20 protein-coding genes and 1 pseudogene are annotated in these 23,434 nt (G+C 65.5%); 9 read left to right on the top strand and 12 right to left on the bottom strand.

Going from position 1 to position 23,434, the window contains the following annotated elements; all coding sequences use genetic code 11:
• The 6 genes and pseudogenes from NH448_RS15245 to NH448_RS15220 form a co-directional block, all read right to left on the bottom strand.
• A pseudogene (locus NH448_RS15245) lies at window positions 1-207 on the bottom strand (hypothetical protein); the annotation flags it as partial.
• A 21-nt stretch (window positions 208-228) separates the two neighbouring features.
• Window positions 229-969, bottom strand: a complete 741-nt coding sequence (locus tag NH448_RS15240; RefSeq protein ID WP_045993139.1) for a 3-oxoacyl-ACP reductase family protein — start codon at window positions 967-969, stop codon at window positions 229-231.
• Window positions 970-1,069: 100 nt separating this feature from the next.
• On the bottom strand, window positions 1,070-1,858 hold the full coding sequence (locus NH448_RS15235; RefSeq protein WP_045993138.1) for an SDR family oxidoreductase: 789 nt from the start codon (window positions 1,856-1,858) through the stop codon (window positions 1,070-1,072).
• Window positions 1,855-3,213, bottom strand: a complete 1,359-nt coding sequence (locus NH448_RS15230) for an MFS transporter (protein WP_108449503.1) — start codon at window positions 3,211-3,213, stop codon at window positions 1,855-1,857. Before NH448_RS15230 ends, NH448_RS15235 begins: the two co-directional genes overlap by 4 nt.
• Window positions 3,214-3,274: 61 nt before the next feature.
• Window positions 3,275-4,156, bottom strand: coding sequence for a polysaccharide deacetylase (locus tag NH448_RS15225; protein WP_045993136.1), 882 nt, complete (start codon window positions 4,154-4,156; stop codon window positions 3,275-3,277).
• Between the two features lie 568 nt (window positions 4,157-4,724).
• Window positions 4,725-5,762 (bottom strand): GntR family transcriptional regulator, encoded by a 1,038-nt coding sequence (locus NH448_RS15220; RefSeq protein WP_253028967.1) that lies wholly within the window; start codon window positions 5,760-5,762, stop codon window positions 4,725-4,727.
• Between the two features lie 360 nt (window positions 5,763-6,122).
• On the opposite strand from NH448_RS15220, the gene NH448_RS15215 reads away from it, so the two are divergent.
• Genes NH448_RS15215 through NH448_RS15195 form a run of 5 tightly spaced genes read left to right on the top strand, consistent with a single transcriptional unit; the run spans window position 6,123 to window position 11,699 of the window.
• A complete protein-coding gene (locus tag NH448_RS15215) occupies window positions 6,123-7,643 on the top strand; it encodes an NCS1 family transporter (RefSeq protein WP_253028966.1) in 1,521 nt (506 codons plus the stop codon).
• Window positions 7,644-7,698: 55 nt separating this feature from the next.
• Window positions 7,699-9,078 carry an amidase family protein gene (locus NH448_RS15210; RefSeq protein WP_253028965.1) on the top strand — a complete coding sequence of 460 codons (1,380 nt, stop codon included), beginning with the start codon at window positions 7,699-7,701 and terminating at the stop codon, window positions 9,076-9,078.
• A 41-nt stretch (window positions 9,079-9,119) separates the two neighbouring features.
• Window positions 9,120-9,422 (top strand): hypothetical protein, encoded by a 303-nt coding sequence (locus NH448_RS15205; protein ID WP_045993133.1) that lies wholly within the window; start codon window positions 9,120-9,122, stop codon window positions 9,420-9,422.
• A 29-nt stretch (window positions 9,423-9,451) separates the two neighbouring features.
• On the top strand, window positions 9,452-10,492 hold the full coding sequence (locus NH448_RS15200) for a GTP-binding protein (protein ID WP_108449500.1): 1,041 nt from the start codon (window positions 9,452-9,454) through the stop codon (window positions 10,490-10,492).
• The gene (locus NH448_RS15195; protein ID WP_253028964.1) at window positions 10,485-11,699 is read left to right on the top strand and encodes an extracellular solute-binding protein; all 1,215 of its coding nucleotides are present in this window, start codon (window positions 10,485-10,487) and stop codon (window positions 11,697-11,699) included. Before NH448_RS15200 ends, NH448_RS15195 begins: the two co-directional genes overlap by 8 nt.
• Window positions 11,700-11,860: 161 nt before the next feature.
• Here the strand turns inward: NH448_RS15195 and NH448_RS15190 are convergent, their stop codons facing one another.
• Both NH448_RS15190 and gap read right to left on the bottom strand, forming a co-directional pair.
• Window positions 11,861-12,604: a sulfite exporter TauE/SafE family protein gene (locus tag NH448_RS15190; protein WP_253028963.1), complete on the bottom strand. Its 744-nt coding sequence runs from the start codon at window positions 12,602-12,604 to the stop codon at window positions 11,861-11,863.
• A 134-nt stretch (window positions 12,605-12,738) separates the two neighbouring features.
• Window positions 12,739-13,740 carry a type I glyceraldehyde-3-phosphate dehydrogenase gene (gene gap / locus NH448_RS15185; protein ID WP_045993129.1) on the bottom strand — a complete coding sequence of 334 codons (1,002 nt, stop codon included), beginning with the start codon at window positions 13,738-13,740 and terminating at the stop codon, window positions 12,739-12,741.
• Between the two features lie 361 nt (window positions 13,741-14,101).
• Between gap and NH448_RS15180 the strand changes: the two genes are divergently transcribed.
• The 3 genes from NH448_RS15180 (at window position 14,102) to NH448_RS15170 (ending at window position 16,573) form a co-directional block, all read left to right on the top strand.
• Window positions 14,102-14,578 (top strand): methylglyoxal synthase, encoded by a 477-nt coding sequence (locus NH448_RS15180; RefSeq protein WP_108131858.1) that lies wholly within the window; start codon window positions 14,102-14,104, stop codon window positions 14,576-14,578.
• Window positions 14,579-14,598: 20 nt separating this feature from the next.
• Window positions 14,599-16,269, top strand: coding sequence for a glucose-6-phosphate isomerase (gene pgi, locus NH448_RS15175; protein WP_253028962.1), 1,671 nt, complete (start codon window positions 14,599-14,601; stop codon window positions 16,267-16,269).
• Window positions 16,270-16,405: 136 nt separating this feature from the next.
• A complete protein-coding gene (locus tag NH448_RS15170; RefSeq protein ID WP_253028961.1) occupies window positions 16,406-16,573 on the top strand; it encodes a hypothetical protein in 168 nt (55 codons plus the stop codon).
• Window positions 16,574-16,636: 63 nt separating this feature from the next.
• On the opposite strand, the gene NH448_RS15165 is transcribed toward NH448_RS15170, so the two are convergent.
• Together NH448_RS15165 and NH448_RS15160 are read right to left on the bottom strand one after the other, a co-directional pair.
• Window positions 16,637-17,056 carry a CrcB family protein gene (locus tag NH448_RS15165; RefSeq protein ID WP_108131859.1) on the bottom strand — a complete coding sequence of 140 codons (420 nt, stop codon included), beginning with the start codon at window positions 17,054-17,056 and terminating at the stop codon, window positions 16,637-16,639.
• Between the two features lie 22 nt (window positions 17,057-17,078).
• Window positions 17,079-17,447, bottom strand: a complete 369-nt coding sequence (locus tag NH448_RS15160; protein ID WP_045993125.1) for a CrcB family protein — start codon at window positions 17,445-17,447, stop codon at window positions 17,079-17,081.
• A 424-nt stretch (window positions 17,448-17,871) separates the two neighbouring features.
• On the opposite strand from NH448_RS15160, the gene ybiO reads away from it, so the two are divergent.
• Complete coding sequence (ybiO, locus tag NH448_RS15155) at window positions 17,872-20,247, top strand: mechanosensitive channel protein (protein ID WP_045993124.1); 2,376 nt, start codon at window positions 17,872-17,874, stop codon at window positions 20,245-20,247.
• Between the two features lie 310 nt (window positions 20,248-20,557).
• Here ybiO and NH448_RS15150 read toward each other — a convergent pair whose 3' ends face one another.
• Both NH448_RS15150 and NH448_RS15145 read right to left on the bottom strand, forming a co-directional pair.
• Complete coding sequence (locus tag NH448_RS15150; RefSeq protein WP_045993949.1) at window positions 20,558-21,784, bottom strand: heme biosynthesis HemY N-terminal domain-containing protein; 1,227 nt, start codon at window positions 21,782-21,784, stop codon at window positions 20,558-20,560.
• Window positions 21,781-23,415, bottom strand: a complete 1,635-nt coding sequence (locus NH448_RS15145) for a uroporphyrinogen-III C-methyltransferase (protein ID WP_253028960.1) — start codon at window positions 23,413-23,415, stop codon at window positions 21,781-21,783. Before NH448_RS15145 ends, NH448_RS15150 begins: the two co-directional genes overlap by 4 nt.
• Window positions 23,416-23,434 lie beyond the last annotated feature (19 nt).

The raw sequence follows: 23,434 nt of genomic DNA, 5'->3' as shown, positions 1-23,434 counted from the left end.
GAACATCGCGTGCAGCGAGCCCAGCGCCGCCTCGGCAACGAAGGCGCCGGGCTGCTCGCCCAGCATAAAGAAGTAGCCGGGCCCCAGCACGATCGGGGTGCCGGCCAGCACCCCGCCCAGGCGTGGCCCCAGGCGCACCACCGCCACCGACACGCCGATCACTACCAGGGCGGTGGACAGCCACTTGACCAGCAGAAGGGTGAGCATTCACGGACTCCTGTCTGGCCGCTACATCACGTCGCCGCTATTGGGACCGAGGGTCTGGCCCAGGTACAGATCGCCATCCGGAGACGCCGCCAGCATCAGCGCCGAAGGCGCCACTTCCTCGGCCCTGCCGAAGCGTCCGAGCGGCAATTCCGCCTCCTTGTCGGCGATCCATTCCGGGCTCAGTCCCTCGAGCATCGGGGTCAGGATGGGGCCAGGCGCGATGGCATTGGTCAGCACGTTGAAGGGTGCCAGCTCCCGCGCCATGGACTTGGTCAGCCCCAGCACGCCGGCCTTGGCGGCGCAGTAGTGGGACAGCCCCATGCCGCCCTTGAGCGCCAGCTGCGAGGCAACATTGATGATCCGCCCGGCCTTGCGCTCGACCATATGCGGGGCCACCGCGCGGCTGACCAGGAAGACCCCGCGCAGGTTGATGCCGATCATGCGGTCGAAGGTCTCGCTGGTCATCTCGAGAAACGGCGTCTCGTCGAGGATGCCCGCGCTGTTGACCAGCACGTCGATCACCTGGTGGGTGCTGATCACCTCATCGACCATGGCCTTCACCGAGGCTTCGTCGGAAACATCGACCCGATGGGTGCTGACCCGGGCGCGCAGCGCGCGGGCCACCTGATCACAGGCATCGGCGTTGAGGTCGGCCACCGCAACGGTGGCACCTTCGGCGTGGAACAGGTTGGCGATGGCACGGCCGATACCGCTGGCGCCGCCTACCACCAGGGCAACCTTGCCCTGAAGTTTCTGTGACATGGGATTCTCTCCACTCGCTGGGGGCACGAGGCGAGGGCCGCCGCCCTCGCCTCGCGTCGCTGGCTTGGATGCGCCTTGGCCGGCGCCTTGACGGCTGGCCTCAGCTCGGCCAGCGCACGGTCAAGCCGCCGTCCACGATCAGTTGCTGGCCGGTCACGTAGGAGGCGTCGTCACTGGTCAGAAAACGTATCGTGCGAGCGACCTCATCGGCGTGGCCGACCCGGCCGGCGGGGATCACCTTGCCTGCGGCGGCAAGGCCATCCGGGCCCAGGGAGTTGACCGGGTCCAGTGACTGCGGGGTCTCGATCAGCCCGGGGATCAAGGTGTTGACGCGGATGCCCCGAGGGGCAAGCTCCACCGCCAGCGACCTGACCAGGCCCATCAGACCGCTCTTGGCGGTGGCGTAGTGGGCGTGCTCGTCCCAGCCATAGACGCCGCCGGCGATGGACGACACCGCGACCATGGCGCCAGGCCCCGTCATCACCCGCGCCGCGCTGCGAAATATCCGCATCACGCCGGTCAGGTCCACCGACAGCATGTCGTTCCAGGCGTCGTCGGTCAGATCCTCGAGCGCTGCCTGACGCAGGATGCCGGCGCCGGCCACCGCGATATCGAGCCTGCCGAAGCGGTCGATGGCGGCCTGGGCCAGGGCGTCGCACTGGGCGCCATCGCGCACGTCCAGCGCCACCGCCACACACTCGCCGCCGGCATCGGCAACCGCCGAGACGGTCGCCTCGACGTCATGGGGATCACCGGGGTAGTAGCCGGCAACCACCTTGGCGCCTGCCCTGGCGTAGCTGACCGCCAGCGCCTGGCCGATGCCACTGGCGGCACCGGAGATGATGGCGACCTTGCCGGCCAGACCATCGTCGCGTGTCAGAGCGCTCATGCCACCGCCTCCTCGAGGGTGTCGTGTTCACGGTGGTCCACATGACGGGTGCCGAACATCAAAAGTCCACTGAGCACCAGCGGCAGCGAGCCCGCCAGGATCGCCGACCAGGTCATGCTGACACCCGCGGTCAGCAGCACCGACACCAGACCGGAGCCGACGATGGCCCCCACCGGTGCCATGACGTGGGCCACGTTGGCCCCGGTGCCGCGTACATGGGGCGGGAAGGATTCACCCATGTAGAACAGGATGGCGGCGAACGGACCGAGCAGGAAGAACAGGGTGACGGCGTACATCAGGTAGACGAAACCGTCGCTGGCCGGGCCCAGCAGCATCAGGATGCTGGCGACGCCGCCGAGCAAAAAGCCCATCAGCACGGTGTTGCGCCGACCGATGCGGTCGCCCAGCCAGCCGTGGCTGAGGTAACCGACAAAGCCCACCGCGTTGGCCAGGATCAGCACGTACAGCGAGCTTTCGAAGCTGACACCCTTGGCCTCCACCAGCACCGTGGTGCCCAGCACCGCAAACACCTGGATCGCCATCCAGCTGAACAGCCAGACCAGCGACAGCGAGATGGTGTGACGACGCAGTTCCGGCGTGAACACGCCCTTGAGCCCCAGGTTGCTGCCGGTGTTGACCTCGACATCGTGCTCGGCGGCAAGCTGGGCCGCGCCCTCGGCGTCACCCGCCTTGCGCCGCCGCTCGACCTCCTTGATGGCGGCGAAGACCGGCGACTCGGGCAGCCGGACCGCCATCACGATGACGATGATCGAGGCGCAGGCGGCGACGAAGAAGCTGCCGCGCCAGCCGACGATCGGCAGCAGCAGCGAGGTCATGCCGGCGGCCAGCAGGGCACCGACCGGCCAGCCACTCTGCACCAGGCTGTACATGAAGCCGCGGCCCTTGGCCTTCTTGTAGATCTCGTTGAGATAGACGGCGTTGACCACCTCTTCGGAGACCGCAAAGCCGGAGAAGGCGCGAATGATCACCATGGAAGCGGCGCCGATGGCGATACCGGACAGGCCGGAACTGACGGCGCCGCCGATCACCAGCAGGATCAGCGTCTTCTTGCGGCCGAAGCGATCGAGCATGGTGCCGACCACCAGCGACACCAGGAACACCCCGATGGTGGCCCAGGTGTTGACCGCGGTGGCCTTGGCGGTGGTCCAGCCGAAGTCTTCGGCGATGACCGGCAACAGGGTGCCGAACAGGGTGTAGTCGTAGACCGACGCCACCCAGGCGATAAAGCAGACCAGCGAGGCGTAGCCGATCTGTTTCTTGGTGATGACAGCGTTCCAGGGCTCGTCCGCGTCGGGACGGGCCCCGGAGGGCGCGGTTTGGGTTGGCTCGGTCATTGACGTCACCCTCTTTCGTTATCGTTGTGGTGTGGTTGTCAGGGGAGGCGCGATGGCGCGTTCAGCCGCGTGGATGGCGGCTGGCGAAATCGTCGGCGATCTCGTCGAAGGTGCAGAAACGCACGCCTTCGTGGCTCTGCATATGCTCGATCAGTCGCTCGAGCATCATCAGCACCTGAGGACGGCCGGAGACGTCGGGGTGGATGGTCATGGTGAACACCGCGTAGTCGTTCTCGCGGTAGACCCAGTCGAACTGGTCCTGCCACATCTCGCCCAGCTGGCGCGGACTGACGAAGCCATGACTGTTGGGGGACTTCTTGATGAACATCATCGGCGGCAGGTCGTCGAGGTACCAGTTGGCCGGGATCTCGATCAGGTCGGTCTCTTCGCCGCGTACCAGCGGCTTCATCCACTCCTTGGCCGGCTTGGAGTAGTCGATCTTGGTCCAGGAGTCACCGACGCGCACATAGTAGGGGTGGAAGTCGTTGTGCATCAGGCTGTGGTCGTACTTGATGCCACGCTCGAGCAGCAGCTCGTTGGTCACCGGGCTGAATTCCCACCAGGGCGCCACATAGCCGGTCGGCCGCTTGCCCGACAGCTGGGTCACCAGCTCGATGTTGTAGTCGAGCACGTCGCGTTCCTGCTCGCGGGTCATGGCGATGGGGTTCTCGTGGCTGTAGCCGTGGACCCCGACCTCGTGACCGGCGTCGACCACCGCCTTCATCTGCTCGGGAAAGGTCTCGATGCTGTGGCCAGGAATGAACCAGGTGGTCTTCAGGTTGTAGCGCTCGAACAGCTTGAGCAGGCGCGGTGCACCGACCTCGCCGGCGAACAGGCCGCGGGAGATATCGTCGGGGGAGTCCTCGCCACCGTAGGAACCGAGCCAGCCGGCCACGGCGTCCACGTCGACACCAAATGCACAGAGAATCTCTTTCTTCGCCATCTTGAACACCTCGTCTTGTTGCTTGGTCTTGTTGGGGCTTGCGGTGGCGCCACTGGCCCTGGTGTCGGTCGTGCGCTTGCTGGACTACCGACGTGCCATCGGTCCTGCGGCGTCAGCGGTTGTGTCGACCGCCATCAATTGAAGACTGGATACAAAGGTCATTTTTGTCAAGACGGAGATTTCAGGCGTAGAGCAGCGCGCCGCGACGCTCGCCAATGACCAAAACCTGCGAATCAGGCCCGGTTACAGGCAAGGCTGGCGATACAAGGCCGACCATTCAGGCTTTCAGCAACAGCCAAAAGTGCAAACCTTCTTCGACCAATGGGTGAGAACAGACGAGTCCTAAAAATGCCGATCGAATAAAACGTCATTTTTTATGGGCGCGGTATCCAACTGACATTTTTTACTTCTAGACCAGGGGGGGGGACAGGACAGCACACCGGCCTGTGGCAGGCCGACCGCTAGACTTGAGGAAAGGACGCAAAAGGCAAGAGACCGGAAACAAAGGAACATACCGAGGACGGAGGGCAAGGCGGCGCTGACGCTCGCCTTGCGCCCTGCGCTGGCGTCAGACGATACGCTGAAGGTAGGGGGGAAGGTCGGGTTCGGGGAACACCGACAGCACCTTGAGCCGCCGGCGGGTGCGCTCGGCAGCCGCCTGGAGGTGGGACTGCAGACTCGAGGCGGCGGCGTCGAAGGCGCCAAACAGCAGGTGATCGATCACCAGCTTGTGCTCCATCAACAGGGGCTCGTCCCGAGGAACCCCCAGCGTCTGGAAGAACATGCGATTGACGATGACCGGCAACTGGCTCTGGGCAATCATCTCGCCGGCCTTGCGATTGCGGTAGTGGCGCAGGCAACCCTGGTGCAGGTCACGTTCGAGTCGAGCGATGGTCGCGGCAGACTGCTGCTCGGGGTGGTCGATCAGTCGCTGCACCCGGTCGCGCATCAGCTCGAGCTCCTCGCGCTCGATCAGCGGGCCGGAGGCCTTGAGCGCCGCCGGCTCCAGCAGCACTCGAATCTCGTAGTCCTCGGCCACCGCCTGGGCGGTCAGCGGCCCCGCCAGCCAATGGGAGTGGCGATCCTTCTCGATCAGCCGTTGGCTGCGCAGCCGTCCCAGCACCTCTCGCGCCACGGTGCGACTGACACCGTAGTAATCGCTGAGACTGGTCTCGACGATACGGAAGTGACCAAACGCCAGACAGGTGGCCACCGCCTCCTCGACCTCGGCGTGGATGCGCTCGGCCGCCGGCCGGGCATCCACCACCGGTGACTCATCGACGCCGAGACCAAGACGCTCAGGGGTCAGCGCCTCCCGCGCCGGCTCTACCGCCTCGGGATCGGGTGTCGCGAGAAAGCCGCGCCCTTCAAAGCGGCTGATCAGGCCCTGCTGGTGCAAAAGCTCCAGCGCCTTGCGCACCGGCCCACGACTGGTGCCGAACAGCCGTGCGATAGGCCCTTCCAGCAACACCTGATTGGGCGGCACCCGCCCCGACTCGATGGCTTCTCGCAGTGAATCCTGGATCAGCGCGTAGCGGGGGGCGCGACTGCCCTCCTGCCTCGACCTAGCTGGCGTACTCAGCACCCGTTCCTCCCTGACGTCCAATCACCTGACCTCTCGCTTACACGCCACCGATGTCCGGCAGCCACGATCCAAGGCCCGGCAGCCGGGCAACAAGCGCCCATCTTGACACCTCTTCAGGACCCTTTCGAGCCACTCGGAAATGACGTTTGTTGCCAACTTCACAAGATCCATGCCCGTCAACACGAACAGGAAAAGGCCTTTTTACCGGAAAACAGCCTATTACAGATTGTCCTCGGCCCCTATGCGGCTTAAGGCGCAGGACGGCCCTTGCCAAAAAATGATTTTTGTATCCATACTGCATTTATGCGAAACGGAGATATCTCTTCGTCCGACGTCGCTATCGCCTCCAACAACAACCAACGACATTCAAGGAGCGCTCCCGTGGCTACACCACAAGACGCCCCCACCCCCGCCACTTCGGCGGCAGCCCGCAACAGCGGCGACCACCTGCTGGAAGCGGCGATCCTGCCGGTCTGGCTGAATCAACGCACCATCGGCTTTTTCGGTTTCATCTGGCTGTGGATCGGCATGGCGGTGATCATCGCCACCTTCCAACTGGGTGCCGGCGGGGTCGCCGGACTCCCGCTGATTCAGGTCGTCGCCATCATCTTTCTGGCCAATCTGGTACTCGGCGTGGTGATGAGCCTGACCGCCGACATCGGTACCGAACATGGACTGTCGTTCGCGGTCTACCTGCGCGCGCCCTTCGGCCTCAAGGGCACCCACCTACCGGCGGTATCCCGCGGGGTGGTGGCGGCCATCTGGTTCGGCGTGCAGACCTACCTGGGTGCGCTGGCCCTGAACGGCATCGTCGAGTACCTGTGGGGCCTGGACAACTGGATCCTGTGGTATGTGCTGTTTGCCGTGGTCCAGATCGTCAACACCGCCCTGGGCATCCGCGCGGTGGAGCTGCTGGCGTCGATCGCCGCCCCCTGCATCGTGGCCATCTCGGTGTGGATGTACTTCACCCTCGACGTGCTCGCCGAGACCCAGGGCATCAATATCTGGACCTTCGTCGGCGACCAGAATGTGGCCGCGCTCGGCCTGTTCTTCGCCAACATGGCGTTCTGGTCGGCGCTGGCGGTGGATATCCCCAACCTGACCCGCTTCCTCAAGACAAAAGGTGGCGAGCGCAGTTTCTTTCAGCGCAACAAGAACGTCTTCGTCGCCCAGTTTCTGGCGCTGCCGGCCACCCAGGCCTGGATCGCGCTGATCGGCGGCGTGTCCTTCATCGCCGCCGGTGACTGGAATCCGGTCACCGTCATCCAGGGACAGGGCGGCGGCCTTACCCTGATCGCACTGCTGGCGATGGTGATCCTGGCCCAGTGGTCGACCAACAACGCGGCCAACCTGATCCCGGCGGCGCTGACCTTCGTCAACGCCGGCGCGCCAAGGGTCAGCTACCCGGTCGCCCTGGTCATCGCCGGCATCATCGGCACCGCCTCGATGCCCTGGCTGATCCTCAACAACCTGTTCACCTTCCTCAGCTACTACGGCGCCGTGCTGTCGGCGGTGGGCGGCATCATGGTGGCCGACTACTACCTGCTGCGTCGGCGTCGCCTCAACGTTCCGGCGCTGTACGATCCCAACGGCCAGTTCCGCTTCAGCGGCGGCTTCAACCCCGCCGGCCTCATCGCCTGGATCATCGGCGGCGGCCTGGCGCTGATCTTCCTCGAGTACGCCTACGCGGTAGGCTTCGGCTCGGCCCTGGTGGTCTATATCGTACTGATGAAAGTCTGGGTGCTGCGGCGCTATCCTCAGGAGGAGATCACCTCCGGCTACGACGACCGATTCCTCGCCACCTCGGTGGGCCGCAACTGGGTCTACACCGAAAAGGGACGCTTCGAACGCCTGGAAACCGGTGACATCCCCGACTCCGCGCTCAAGCGCGAGGATCGCTGAGTCGTCGCCTGGCGCCGCCCGCGGCGGCGCCCACCACCCGCTACAGGAGACGTGCATGCCTGCACAACCCTTCACCGCCCTGGCCATCGGCGAGGCCATCCGACGCGGCGAACTCGATCCGGTCGCGTTGACCCGCCAATGCCTGACCCGGGCCACCGACAGTGACGCCGTCTTTATCTCGCTGACCGAACAACGCGCCCTGGTCGAGGCCGAGGCCTGTGCCGAGCGTCAGCGCTCGGGCACCCTGCGCAGGCCGCTGGACGGCGTGCCGCTGGCCTGGAAGGATCTGTTCGACATCGCCGGTACCGCCACCACCGCCGGCGGCAAGGTGCTGGGCAAGACGCCGGCCGAGCGCGACGCCGAGGCGGTACGCCACACAGCCGGCGCGGGCATGGTCTGCATCGGCAAGACCAACCTCACCGAGATCGCCTACTCGGGGCTTGGCCTCAACCCCCACTACGGTACGCCGCACCATACCCCTCCCCCCACCTCGAGCGAGCACGAAAGCAGAAACGAGAACGCGCCCAGGGCCCCCGGCGGGTCCAGCTCCGGCTCCGCGGTGGCGGTCGCCCAAGGCATCGTGCCGGCCGCCATCGGCACCGACACCGCCGGCTCGCTGCGCGTCCCCGCGGCCTTCAATGGGCTGGTGTCCTATCGCCCCTCCCAGGCCCGCCACTCGCGCCAGGGAGTGACACCGCTGGCCGACAGTCTGGACACCATCGGCGTCATCGCCAGCACCCTCGAGGACTGCCTGGCCATCGACGACACGATGCGCGGCAGCGCGCCGCTGGTTCGTGCCGCCGCCGTGCCCGAACAGTCGGTGATCGTACTCGATGCAGGCTGCCTCGACGACCCGAGGGTATCCCGCGCCGTGGGCGACAATCTGGTGGCCTGCGCCAGCCGTCTCGAGGCCGCCGGCTTCCACATCGTCCGTCGCCGCGTGGCGAGCGTCGCCGACACCCTGGAGGCCATCACCCGCCACGGCTGGCTGGGCGCGGCGGAGGCCTACACCGAGTACCGCGCCCTGCTGGAAGGCCCCGATGCCGAGGCCATGGACCCCAGGGTACGCAAGCGCCTGGAGGCCGCCCGCCAGATGCCCCCGGACAGCGTGGTCAGCCTGTATCGCCTGCGTCAGGCGCTCAAGACGCGGCTGCGCGAGGAGCTCGCCGGGGCGACCCTGCTGACGCCCACGGTGGCGCATGTGGCGCCCTTGCTCGCGCCGCTGGAAGCCGACCCCGAGCACTTCGCCGAGGTCAATCTGGCGACGCTGCGCCTGAGCATGGTGGCGAGCCTGCTCGACTCGCCGGCGGTGGCCCTGCCCAGTGGGCGCGACGACGACCGTCAGCACACCAGCCTGCAGCTGAGCGGCCCCTGTGGCGAGGACGAAGCGCTGCTGCGGGTGGCCCTTGGCGCCAGCTCGGCGCTGACGGCATAACTCACATTCATTCGGCGCCGACGGCGCCATCGGAGGTTGGCATGTGCGGACTGTGCGGCGCACTCGGCGGCGAAAGCCACTGGAGCACCAACATCGAGGACCCCGAGCAGGCCCACTTCGCGCGCAGGCGCGCCCGCGCCTACCGGGTCACCCTGATCAATCGCGTGCTGAGCCCCCGCCGGATCACCATCGAGGACTTCCAGGCAGCGAGCTTCGTGCTCGCCACCGCCACCGGCAAGCGCGAGATCGTGCAGGATCTGGGCGGCGTATGGCTGCAGGCAGAACGCATGGGCGGTCATGAACTCGACCCGCTCGATCCCGCCTTCCTGGCCTCGCTGCAATGACGCCAGACCGCCACGACGAGGACACCACCATGAACGAGACGACACCCTTGGTGCCGGTGCACGTGATCTCGGGCTTTCTGGGCGCCGGCAAGACCACCCTGCTCAAGTCGGTGCTGGCCAGCGAAGCCTTCGGCGACAGTGCGGTACTGATCAACGAGTTCGGCGACGTCGGTCTCGACGACCGCCTGCTCGGCGAGATCGCCGAGGATGCGGTGCTGCTGTCCAGCGGCTGCGTCTGCTGCACCATCCGCGGCGAACTGTCAGAGGCACTCAGGCGCCTGCTGTCCCGACGCCAGGACGGTGAGATCCCGGCGTTCAAGCGGATCGTGCTGGAGACCACCGGGCTCGCCGATCCGGGCCCGATCGCCTCGACCATCACCGCCGACCCGGTACTGCGCCACCACCTGCGCCCCGGCACCAACCTGACCCTGGTCGACGCGCTCAACGCCGTCGACAGTCGCGCCCAGCACCCCGTCTGGGAGGCCCAGGTGGCGGTGGCCGACAAGCTGGTGATCAGCAAGGCCGACCTGGTCGAGGAAGACACCCTGGCAGGGCTCGAGGCCATGCTGGATACGATCAACCCGGCGGCCCAGCGGCTGGGCGCCGAGGCGCTACGTCAGCCCAGTGATGAGCTGTTCGCCAGCGGACCGCACCTGCAGCGTTTCACCCCCGGCCAGGTGAAGTCCTGGCTCGGCCCCTGGCGCAAGCCGCCTCAGCATGATCCGGACCATCTCGGCGACATTCGCTCCTTCCGCCTCGGCCTCGAGGGCGAGGTCGACTGGACCTGCCTCGGCATCTGGCTGTCGATGCTGCTCAACCGCCATGGCAGCGATATCCTCAGGGTCAAGGGCGTGCTCCACGTCCAGGGCGACGATCGACCGGTGGTACTCCACGGTGTCCAGCACACCATCCACCCGCCGGAGCACGTGGAGGCCTGGCCTTCGGACGACCGCCGCTCGGAGCTGATCTTCATCACTCGGGACATCGACGCCGAGCGCGTGACACAATCGCTTGCGACCTTCATGGACAAGGTCAGCGACCATCCCAGCCCAAGGATCCTGCATGCCTGACACCGCCAAGCCCAGCGCCCCCTTTGTCCAGCGCAGTCCGGTCACCCTGCGGGTGCTGGGCACCTCGGTGACACTGCTGGAGAGCATTCGCCAGCGCGCTCGCGAGGACCTGGGCCTGCGCCTGGAATTCACCGTCATGGACGGGGTGGCGGCACAGCGTGCGGGAGTGCTGGCGCCGGACAGCTTCGACATCTACGACCAGTGGTTTCACAACGTCGATTTCGTGTGGCCGGCCGGGGCCATCCAGCCCATCGAGCTTTCGCGCATCCACCACTGGGATGCGATCAACGACCTGCCGAAGATCGGCCGACTGACGCCCCACGCGCCGCTCGGTGCCGGTGGTAATCCGGTCGACCGGCTCTATATCCAGGCCGACGGCAGCTGCGGCGCCCGTCCCAGCGAGCGCATCACCATGCTGCCGGTCAGCCACAACGTGGACAGCTTCGGCTACCGCCTGGACATGCTGCCCCACGGCCTCGACAGCGAGCAGGAAAGCTGGGGCTGGCTTTTGGACCCGCGCTGGCGCGGCATGGTCAGCCTGCAGAACGACAGCGCCATCGGCGCCATCGACGCAGCGCTTGCCGCCAAGGCCGCGGGCCTGGTGCAGTTCGAGGACCTGGGCAACCTGAGCGTCGCTGAGATCGACTGCCTGATCGACTGCCTGATCGAGCTCAAGCGGGCTCAGCACTTCCGCACCTTCTGGAGCAACCAGGACCAGGCCTCTTCGGACATGCTGCGCGGTCGCGTCGGCATCGAGAGCCTGTGGTCACCGGCGATGACCGACCTCAAGCAGCGCCAGCTCAAGGTGCGCATGGCCGCACCAAGGGAAGGCTATCGCGCCTGGTACGGCGGCATGTCGCTGTCACGCAGCATCGAAGGCCGCAGCCTGGACGTCGCCTATGAGTATCTCAACTGGTGGATCTCGGGCTGGCCCGGCGCCGTCATGGCGCGACAGGGCTACTACATCTCGACCCCGGAATTGACCCGCCCTCACCTGTCTGCGGCGGAATGGGACTACTGGTACGCCGGCAAGCCCGCGGCGGAGGAACTCGCCGGACCGTCAGGCCCCTGCGGCATGATTCACAAGGGTGAGGTACGCGACGGCGGCGACTACATGACGCGCATGAGCCGCATCGCGGTGTGGAACACGGTGATGGACGAGCACAACTACCTGGTGCGGCGCTGGAACGACTTCATGTCGGCGTGAGCCCGCTACAGCCCGTCACTCGGCTCTGTCCGAAAAGTCGACGAGCGAAGGTTAGACAAGGCAAAAATCGGTGAGAAAGCGCAGTTTACAGGGTGTAAATGAGCATTTTGATCCGATTTTTAACGCCGTATTACCGAGCGCAGGCACTTTTCAGGCGAGCCCTAGGCGAGAGCCTTGATGATCAACTGTACCCCGACCACCGCCATGGCCAGAATCACCAGCCGGTAGAACAACCGCTCGTTGACCCGGTGCTGCAGCCACAGGCCGGACCTGATGCCGAACCAGGCCACCGGCACCAGCGCCAGCGACGCCCAGATACTGGTCAGGTTGATCTCGCCAAGCCACAGGTAAGGCGGCAGCTTCATGGTATTGACCGCGGCGAACACCAGGGTGGTGGTGGCGATGAAGGTGGTCTTGGGTAGGCGCCTGGGCACCAGGTAGAGGTTCATCGGCGGGGCGCCGGCGTGGGCGATAAAGCTGGTGATACCGGTGGCGATGCCCGCGGGCCAGGCCCAGAAAGAGGCGATCGGCTGGGAGGCCGCCGGCTTCACGATCATGTAGGCGACAAACAACAGCGAGATCACCCCCAGCAGCAGCCTGACGTGGTCCTCGTCGAGGCTGCCCGCCACCAGGGTAGCCACCACCACGCCGATCGCCATGCCGGGGATCAATCGCTTCACCTCAGCCATGTCCTGATGCCCCCACCAGGCCTTGACCGCCAGAACGTCCATCACCAGCAGCAAGGGCAATAACAGGCCAGCGGCGGCGATAGGATCTATCGCCAGCGCCATCAGCGGCACCGACAGGGTACCGAAGCCCCCGGCGAAGCCGCCCTTGGAGATGCCGGTCAGGTAGGTGGAGAGGATGATCAGGCCCCAGGCGAGCCAGGAGTATTCGGGCAGCATGGCATTCCTTGCGCGCAAAGACGCCGAAGCAGTGACTGCTTCGGCGTCTGTACCAATGATGAGGGCGGCGAATCGCCCCGACCATCAGAGTGCCACACCAAGCCCGCCGATGGCAGCGGGCGGGGGCTATTGGCTTACTTGGCGGCCTGCATGGCCAGGGCGGTATCCAGCATACGGTTGGAGAAGCCCCACTCGTTGTCGTACCAGGCCATGACCTTGACCAGGCGACCGTTGACGCGGGTGTGGTTGGCGTCGAAGGTCGAGGAGGCCGGATCGTGGTTGAAGTCGATGGACACCAGCGGCTGGGCGTTGACGTTGAGCACCGGAGAATTCTCCGCCGCCTTGGCCACGATCTCGTTGATCTCTTCCTTGGTGGTGTCGCGCGAGGCGTTGAACACCAGATCCACCAGCGAGACGTTGATCACCGGCACGCGCACGGCCAGGCCATCCAGCTTGCCGTTGAGCTCCGGCAGCACCTTGCCCACGGCAGCGGCAGCGCCGGTCTTGGTCGGGATCATGGAGTGGGTGGCGCTACGCGCGCGGTACGGGTCCTTGTGGTACACGTCAGACAGGTTCTGGTCGTTGGTGTAGGCATGGACCGTGGTCATCAGGCCATTCTCGATACCGACGGCGTCGTTGAGCGCCTTGGCCACCGGCGCCAGGCAGTTGGTGGTGCAGGAGCCGTTGGAGACGATGGTATCGCTGGCCTTGAGCACGCCGTCGTTGACGCCGAACACGATGGTGGCGTCGCCGTCGGGGCTAGGCGCGGAGACCAGCACCTTGGCGGCACCGGCCTCGACGTGCTTGCCGGCGTCGGCGCGCGTGGTGAACAGGCCCGTGCACTCCATCACGATGTCCACGCCGAGCTTCGCCCAGGGCAGGCTGGCCGGGTCACGCTCGGACAGAATAGCGATACGGTCGCCATCGACGCTCAGACTCTCCTCGTCATGTTCTACCTTGAAGGGAAAGTGACCGTGAGCGGTGTCATGGCGCAGCAGGTGGGCGTTGAGCGAAGGATCACCGAGATCGTTGATGGCAACTACCTCAATCCGGTCCCGGTAACCGTTCTCGTACAGTGCGCGCAGCACGTTGCGACCGATACGTCCGAAACCGTTGATGGCAACCTTGAGCGTCATAGCGAATATCCCCCTGAGCGGCGAAAGCGTTCTTGCGTGAAAGCTGGTGAGTCGACGGTAGGCGGATTCACTAAAGATGCAAATCCCCCGCAAGGACGTCGTCAGTGGGCACCAATGTGGTACAGACAGCGCCGGGACTCAAGCACTATTTTGTTAAACTTACAACATTTCTCCAAAAACATTGATGAAGGACACTCTAATAAGCACGAAATTTCGACAACTTACTGCCCGCGCCTTCTCTATGAAGGCCAGCGCTAGACCTTAGTCGCAGCGCCAAGCCGTAGTAATATTACCTTCAACGCTCTAAGGTATCCCTCATCCCGGTGACACCATTCACCACGCCTTTTATCCCGGAGGCCCCATGCCCCAACCCGCCAAGGAAGTCAGCCGCATTCTGCCGGCTCGCAAGCGCATCGCCCTGGTCGCCCACGACGGCAAGAAGCAGGAACTGATGGAGTGGGCCTCCCGCTGGAAGGACACCCTGATCGCTCACCAGCTGCTCGGCACCGGCACCACCGCCGCGCGGCTCAGCCGCACCCTGGGGCTGGAGGTGGAAGGCCTGATGAGCGGTCCGCTGGGAGGCGACCAGCAGATCGGTGCTCGCATCACCGAGCAACGACTCGATCTGCTGATCTTCTTCTGGGACCCCTTCGCCCCCCAGCCCCACGACCCGGACGTCAAGGCGCTGCTGCGCCTGGCCGCCCTGTGGAATGTGCCGGTGGCCTGCAACCCCTCCAGCGCCGACTTCATGATGAGCTCGCCCTGGCTCGGCCAGGACTACGAGATGCAGATCCCGGATGCCAACGCCTGGATTTCCTCTCGCAGCGATAACAACTGACCAATATCGAGGATTCTCCCGTGTTCCAGCTGACCCGAAGCGTGACCTGGCAGTCGCTGTTGAAGCTTCGCGACGAGACCGCCGACGACCGGATTCGCGACTACTTTGCCAAGGATCCGAAGCGGTTCGACAAGATGAGCCTGCGCGTGGGCGGGCTTTTTCTGGACTACTCCAAACACCAGATCTCCGACGCGGTGCTGGAGAAGCTGGTCGAGCTGGCCGAACACTCGGCGCTGGTCCAGCGTCGCGCCCAGATGTTCTCCGGCGACATCATCAACGTCACCGAGGACCGGCCGGTACTACACACGGCGCTGCGCAATCTGGGGGACAGCCCGGTCATCGCCGATGGCAAGGACGTGATGCCGGAGATCCACGCCACCCGCGAGCAGATCAAGCGCTTCTCCGAAGAGGTCCGCAGTGGCAACTGGAAGGGCTACAGCGGCGAGCGTATTCGCGACGTGGTCAACATCGGCATCGGTGGCTCCGACCTCGGCCCCAACATGGCCAGCCGCGCCCTGCTCAAGTACCGCCAGGCGGACCTGAACTTCCACTTCGTCTCCAACGTGGACGGCGCGCATATCCAGAAGGTGCTGAGCCGCCTCGACCCGGCCACCACCCTGTTCATCGTCTCGACCAAGACGTTTTCCACCCAGGAGACGCTGCTCAACGCCCGCACCGCACGGCGCTGGTTCATCGAGAACGCCGGCGATGACGCCGACATCGGCGCTCACTTCATCGCCGCCTCGACCAACCGCAAGGCCGCCATGGAGTTCGGCATCCGCGAGGAGAACGTGTTCGAATTCTGGGCCTGGGTCGGCGGTCGCTATTCGATGTGGTCCTCGATCGGCCTGCCCATCGCCCTGGCGATTGGCTATGAAGGCTTCATCGAGATGCTCGAAGGCGCCTACGAGATGGACCAGCACTTCCAGAACGCCCCGCTCGGCGAGAACATGCCGGTGCTGATGGCGCTGATCGGTATCTGGTACATCAACTTCGTCGGTGCCGAGACCCAGGCCATCGTGCCCTACGACCAGGCCCTGCATCAGCTGCCGGCCTTCCTGCAGCAGCTCGACATGGAGTCCAATGGCAAGTCGGTCGATATCTTCGGTCGCCCGGTGGACTACAAGACCGGCCCCATCGTGTGGGGGCAGACCGGCTCCAACGGCCAGCACGCCTTCTTCCAGCTGTTGCACCAGGGCACCCGCTACGTGCCCATCGACTTCATCGCCTCGCTGAAGCCCGAGCCCGGCGTCGAGGACCACCACTTCGCCCTGCTCACCAACATGCTGGCCCAGGCCAACGCCTTCATGGAAGGCAGCAGCAAGGGCGGCGACCTGGACCCCTACAGCTGCCCCGGCAACCGCCCCTCCAGCGTGCTGCTGCTCGACGAACTGACACCGCGCAACCTGGGCGCGCTGATCGCGCTCTACGAGCACAAGGTGTTCGTCCAGGGGGTGATCTGGAACATCAACTCCTTCGATCAGTGGGGTGTCCAGCTGGGCAAGCGCATCGCCGGCGAGATCAGCGAGAAGATCGACGAGCGCAGCCAGGACTTCGACGCCTCGACCCAGGGACTGCTGGGCCTGGTGCGGGAGCACTTCCAGGCGCCCGGCAAGAGCGTGGAAAAGGCCGCCGAAAAGGCAGCGAAGAAGACCGCCAAGCCCGCCGGCAAGGACGCCAAGGCCAAGTAAGCGGGGCGGAGGCGGAAGGTGCCGAGCACCGAGTGCTCGGCACGGGCCCGCCATGGCGGGCACCCAGCGACAGGCAAGAAAAGATCGAGAATGACCAACGGGCCACCCCGGAGTCTGCGCTCCAGGGTGGCCCGCCTTGGTCTGGCTCGCACTGTTCTGGCTCGCACTGTTCTGGCTCGCACTGTTCTGGCTCGCACTGTTCTGGCTCGCACTGTTCTGGCTCGCACTGTTCTGGCTCGCGCTGGTCTGGCCTGCTTTCCGCTGGCTCGCGGGGGCCGGAATAGCGGGATTGCGCCTGGCGTGAGCGTCTGACACGAGCGCCTGGCTTGCCGAGACGAGGCCTTGACGACTCTGACGAGCGTCTGGGCTACTCGGACGAGCCTCTGACCAGGGCCCGCCGTGCGCTGACGTCACCGGCCCAGGCCGCCGCCAGCCATAGCGGCACGCTTAGCACCACATAGGCCAGCGCCAGCCAGGGGCTGCCGCCGGTGGCCAGGCGGGCCGCTTCGAGGCTGAACAGCGAGAAGGTGGTGAAACCTCCACAGAAGCCCGCCACGACAAGCGGATGAAGGCTCGCCAGCCGAGGGCTGTCGCTCAGGGCCGCATGGGTAGCAAAGCGGGCAATCAACCAGGATCCCAGCACGTTGACCAGCAGGGTCGCCCAGGGAAAGGACGACGCCACCAGGCCCGAGACCGCGACGCCGGTCAAGAGGCGACACACCGATCCCAGGGCGCTGCCAAGGCCCACCGCCAGATAGAGCCGCCAGACGCTTGTTGCCTGACTCATGCTTCTCCCCTCTGCCGACACCTCACAGGCCACCCCCGAGGGCAAGCCCCGCCACCACGGCGGCCAGGCCGGCCAGCAGGGTCAACGAGACGTTGAGCGCCGCCGCTGCATGACGACCTTCGCGCATCAGGTCCAGAGTCTGCAGACTGAAGGAGGACACCGTGGTGAAGCCGCCCATCACCCCGCTCAGCAGCATGAGTGCCGCGGTCGAGCCTGCCACCAGGCGACTGGCCAGCAGGCCGATAACAAAGGCTCCCAGCAGATTGACGATCAGGGTCCCCCAGGGGAAGCGCACTCCCCAGGCGGCCGCTGCCCGACGACTGACGAACAGTCGCCCCATGCCTCCTGCGGCGCCCCCCAGCGCTACCGCTGCCAGCGTCCACCACTCCATCACCAATCGCCTCGGCCAAAACCGCCATGGTATGCAAATACCTGGGCGATGTCGTGACCGGTGGCAATACCGCTGGACCTCGCCCTCGGCGCGGCGAAACGGGCTGATCGCAGATGGCCCGTAAAGCGACAAGGCACAGACAATGCCGAGCCTCGGAAGGCGGGAGATCAAAGGCGCTGAAGGTGCTGAAAATCTAAAAAAAAACGCCGCCCGAGGGGGCGGCGAAGTTGTGCTTGCCTAGCAGGGATGAAGCGCATGGGATGCGTTCACGATCAATATGGCACAGAATTGGCAATCCGTACAACTTTTGTACATCCTTGATTGCGTACAAGCGGCAAACGGGCATGTTAGCCTGCGACAGATTCGTCCAAGGACGCCCCTCTGCCCCGACGGGCCCCACCCATCAAAGGAGAAGGTTTGCGTGATGCGATCACGACTCTGCTCTCGACTCTTCAGCGTGCTGATGCTCGCGCTCGTGCTGCTCGCGGGACCTGCCATCGCCCAGCAGGGCGGTGACGCCAGCGGCTCTGGCGGTTCCTCCAGTGACGGTCCGGCCTACTCGACCCTGGCCGACCTGCTGGAAAACGAACAGGCCCGCAGCCAGCTGATCGAGCAACTGCGACAGATGGCGGAAAACGCCCCCGAGCAGGCCCAGGCCGCCGGTGAACAGGCCGTCGACAGCGCCGCCGAGGCCACCCTGCCCAAGCAACTGGCGGACATGACCAGCCGAGTGGTCAGCGAGTTCGGCAATCAGTTCGAGAATCTCGCCGCCATCTTCGGTGGCATGATCGACGGCGCCCTGACCGAAGGCGAACTCAACTTCGATCTGTTCACCCAGGCGGCGATCAACCTCGGCCTGGTGATTCTGGCGACCTTTGTGCTGTTCGTGATCATCAGGCGTCTGGTCAGGCCACTGTTCACGCGGTTGAGCCAATATTCGCAGAACGGTCAGAACCTCAACCCCACCATCCGCCTGGTGCTGTGCGTGGTGCTGGCGGTGATCGTGGACGCCGCCGTGGTGGGTCTTGCCTACGTCGGCGGCAACCTGGCCGCCACCTTCGCCATCGGTGAGACGGGCAGCCTGTCGACCCGGGCGTCGCTGTTCCTCAATGCCTTCCTGGTCATCGAGCTGTTGAAGGCGGCCGTGCGCATGCTGTTCGCCTCACGCTACGAGGGCCTGCGACTGCTGCCCATCACCGCTCCCAGCGCGTCCTACTGGAATCGCTGGATCGCCCGGCTGATTGGCCTTACCGGCTACGGCCTGATGGTGGTGGTCCCGTTGATCAACACCTACCTGTCTTACCGTGTCGGTGAGGGCATCGGCGCTCTGATCATGATCGGCGCCTACCTGTACGCCATCACCGTGGTGCTGATCAATCGCAGCCGCCTGCGCGATGGGCTGTTCGATGCCGCTGTCAGGTCCAGCCTGTCGGCCTCCCGTGTCGCGCTGCGCCTGCTCGGCCGCATCTGGCATCTTTTGGCGATCACCTACTTCACCGTGGTACTGGTGCTGACCCTGACACGCCCCGAGGACGCCCTGCCGTTCGTGCTGATCGCGACCCTCAAGACCCTCGGTATCGTGCTGGCTGCCATGCTGGTGTCGCGCCTGCTGGCCCAGGCCATCGGTCGTCGCATCACCCTGTCCGGAGAGCTGCGCAAGAAGCTGCCGTTGCTCGAGGCACGCCTCAACTCCTATGTCCCGACGATGCTGCGCGCCTTCAACGTGCTGATCCTGATCGTCGCCGCCATGGCCCTGCTCAACGCCTGGGGCGTGTTCGACATGGCCACCTGGTACGCCTCCGAAGCGGGTCGCGTGCTGGTCAGCCAGGTGATCAACGTGGCCATCATCCTGATCGTCGCCGCGGCGGTCTGGATCGGCCTTGCCAGCCTGATCGAACACAAGCTGAATCCGACCACCGGCCGCGGCATGCCCTCGGCCCGGGCCCAGACGCTGCTGTCGCTGTTCCGCAATGCTCTGGCCATCGCCATCGTCACCATGACGGCGATGATCGTGCTGTCGGAAATCGGCATCAACATCGGACCGCTGATCGCCGGTGCCGGTGTGCTCGGTCTGGCCATCGGTTTCGGCGCCCAGAAGCTGGTGCAGGACATCATCACCGGTATCTTCATCCAGGTGGAAAACGCCATGAATACCGGCGACGTGGTGACCCTGGGCGGCATCACCGGCACCGCCGAGAAGCTCAGCATCCGCTCGGTGGGTATCCGTGACCTGCACGGCACCTACCATCTGGTGCCGTTCTCCAGCGTCGATGTGGTCTCCAACTACATGCGTGGCTTCGGCTACCATGTGGGCGAATACGGCGTCGCCTACCGCGAGAACGTGGACGAGGCGATCGTCGCCCTGCGCAACGCCTTCGACGAACTGTCCTCCGACGAGGACCTCAAGTCCGAGATCCTCGAACCCCTCGAGGTGGCCGGTGTCATCGCCCTGGCCGACAGCTCGGTCAACATCAGGGTGCGCATCAAGACCACCCCCGGCAACCAGTGGGCGGTGGGCCGTGCCTACAACCGTCTGGTCAAGCTGCACCTGGACGAGGCGGGCATCGAGATCCCCTTCCCGCACACCACGATCTTCTTTGGCGAAGACAAGCAAGGCCAGGCGCCAGCCGCCAACCTGCGCCTGGTCGAGAAGGACGTGGTGGCCACCGGCGAAGCCAGGGACACCGCACCGCTGCCCGGCGAGGACGGCAGTATCGACTCGCCCCGCGAGCACGAGACCCGCGAGGATGCCGAGACCAACGCCAAGTTCAGGGGCGACTACGACCCCGACGGCAACTGACAGACCTTACCTGCAACGCTTCTGGGGCGGCCTACGGGCCGCCCCTTTTTATTGATCGAATCGCCAGGGTGCCGAGCCCTGACGCCACAGCCCGGACGACACAGGCGTGGCGCCACAACTCTGACAACACAGGCGTGGCGGCAGCTGCACGCCGGGCCTGTTCTCGCCTTCAGCATGGTGACGCCACGCCGCCGGCCCTTGGCTGGCGCGGCGCACGAGACCCATCCACCAGGACCACAAACGCCACGGGCGGGGCTTCGGCCCCGCCCGTGGCGTTTGTGGGTACTGCTTAGTAGATCGAACGCCTGGCTCAGGCCTGCTGAGCGTCGCTCGGCTGCGGCAACGAGGGCAGCGACTTGTCGAGCAGCTCGACGCTCTGGCGATAGTAGAGCTGGCTCTTGTTGTGCTCGCCCAGGTTGGCGTAGAGCCGCGCCAGTTCGGCACAGACCACTCCGCTGGGACGTTGACGCTGGCTCGCCTCGAAGTACTCCTGGGCCTTGCCCCAGTAGGCGTTGCGCAGCGCCAGGCGACCCAGGGTCAACAGCAGGTCGGGATCGTTGGGACGCTCCTGCAGCCACTTCTCGGCGGTCACCAGCTGACGTGAAGCGTCCACCCCGAGCAGGCCATAGCGCAGCACCAGACGGCTGTCCCAGTTGGTCTTGAGCGAGTGGCGCAGCAGTTTCTCGGCGATCACCTGTTCGTCGCAGCGCACCAGCGTCTCGACGTAGAGCACCAGCAGGTCGATGTTGGTGCGCAGGTACTCGGGCATGTCGGACCACAGGTTGCGCACCCGCTCGATATCCTCGGGATTGCGCGTCTCCTGCAGGATCAGCTCGCGGTAGGCCTGCAGCTCGAGCTGTTCACGCTCTTCCCGGGCGATCAGCTGCTGGTCGGCCAGACGCGGCAGCAGGCGACGCAGGCCATCCCAGTCGCTGACGCTGATATAGGCGGCCTTGAGCTGCTTGAGCACCTGGGGATGGCGCGGCAGATGACGGTCCAGACGGGTCAGGATCGCCAGCGCTTCCTCGTACTGCTGGCGGTCCAGCATCAGCTGGGCCTGCATCATGCCCACCGCGGGATCGGCGCCGTCGGTGGAGATGTGGGCCCGCTTCAGCAGGGTGTCGGCCTGGTCATAGCGGCCCTGGTAGTGGGCCGCCAGGGCGGCAGACAGGTAGTTGACCAGCGGGGTGCTGGAGTCATCGGCGGCCTTGACCAGGGCCTTCTCGGCGCGCTTCCAGCGACCTTCGGCCAATGCCACCAGGCCGCGCACGGTGCGCTTCATCGCGGTGCGATTGCGTGCCCGCGAGTTCCACACCTTGAAGCGGCTGACCGGACGGCTCAGGCGGAACAGCACGCGCAGGGCAAAGTGCAGCACCATGAACAGGGCCAGCAGGATCACCAGGCCGAACCAGAACGAAGTCTGGAAGGAGGTGTCGCCCACCCGCACCAGCCAGTAGCCGGGCACCGACATCATCAGCTGACCGAACAGCGCCCCGAGCGCGAGGCCAACGACAATGAGCAGGATCAGCTTTCTCATGCGTTATCTCCCTGGCCGGAAGCGCCCGCTTCGAAGCGCTGCTCGATGAACCGGGCCAGCGCCTGCTGGGAAGCGCTGATATCGGGAAGCTCCGGGCGGATGGACTTGCCCTTGAGCTCGCCCAGACGAGCGATCACCGACTGCACCGACTCGTCGTCGACGTCGTAGTAGCCTTCAAGCAGGGTGATGGCCTTGTCGAGGCTGGCCTCGTACAGGCCGGTCTCTTCCTTGAGCAGGGCCAGCTGGGACTGCTCCAGCACCAGGCGCAGGCTCTGACGCAGATAGGACTCCTGCTCCGGGGTGATCAGGGCTTCCAGCGCCTGGTCGTGGTGGCGTACCGTCACCAGCTCCTTGAGCTCTTCACCGACCCGTGCCAGCTGCTCCTGCCAGGCACCGGAAGGAGCCTCCTCGATGGTGGTATCGGCGGTGAACTGCTCGATGTCCTGGGCCAGCGGCAGGCCGGCGATCTGCTCCTGCTGGGCGTTCAGGGCCAGGTAGAGGCCAGTCCGGTCAACCTTGGGCACCGTCTGCAGGGCGGCAAGCTCCTCGGCGATGGCGCGGCGTACCGGGACCAGTGCCGGATTGTTGGCCTCTTCCAGGCGAGCGTCGGCGGTGCGCAGCAGCGCCGCAGCACCTTCGACATCACGCTCGAGCTGCAGGCGCTGATTGGCCAGACGCAGCAGATAGGCGGCCTCGGCGTGCAGCCAGTCACGCTCGTCGGCGTTCTGTTCCTTGGACAGCTCGGCCAGTACCCGATCCAGGGTCTGGTTGACGTCGGACTTGTAGGCGTCGAAGTCGCTCTTGATGCCGTCCACCGCCTGGCCCATGGTCTCGCGACGCTCGGCAAGGCCGCTTTCCAGCTGGGACGACAGCTCCTGGACCTCGGCCACGCTGGGGCTGTTCTGCTTGAGCTGGTCGATGCGCGCGGACATGGCCTGCTGCAGCTGCCAGCCCTTCCAGCCGACAAAGGCCACGCCGGCGATCAGGATGAGCACCAGCACCAGGGCCACGACGCCGGCCTTCCCTCCACCAGAGCCGCCACCAGAGCCGCCGGAAGACGAAGTCGCGGCACCGCCGGCGCCGGCAGAAGCCCCACCGTTACCACCCTTGCCTGCCGCTGGGCTGGGCTTGTTGTCACTGGCCTTGTTGTCACTGGCTTTAGCGCCACTGGCCTTGGTGTCACTGGGCTTGCCATCGCCGGGCTTGCCATCGCCGGGCTTGCCGGCACTGGCCTTGCCGCTATTGTCGGGCTTGCTTGCACTGGGCTTGCTGTCGCTGGGCTTGCTGGCACTTGGCTTGCTGGCACTGTCCCCGGCGGTGCCCTTCGCTGCAACCGGAGCGGCGTCACTCGGCGTGGCCTTGGCGGTGCCTGCGCTCGACGATGTGGCGCCGGCAGGCGATGAGCCGCCCGTCGCCGCAGCGGGTGTGGAGGATGCCGCGCTGGCACTGGACGAAGTGGATCCGGTCGAGCTGCTGCCACTCTTGTCGCGACGCCGCGACCGCCGCTGGGAGCCCCCCTTGCCCGCGCCGCCCTTCGAGGCGTCCGTGCCTGAGGTCGCGCTTCCTGTGCCCTGCTGGCCGGAAGCGGACGGGGTCTGCTGCTCGTCCTGATCGTGCTGTTGGTTGCTCATCTGTCGCTAGCCCTTTTAG

It is taken from the genome of Halomonas sp. OfavH-34-E, assembly GCF_024124525.1.
Classification (GTDB): domain Bacteria; phylum Pseudomonadota; class Gammaproteobacteria; order Pseudomonadales; family Halomonadaceae; genus Halomonas; species Halomonas litopenaei.
Note: the sequence above shows the minus strand (reverse complement) of the source record. Positions and strands in the feature narration are given on the sequence as shown.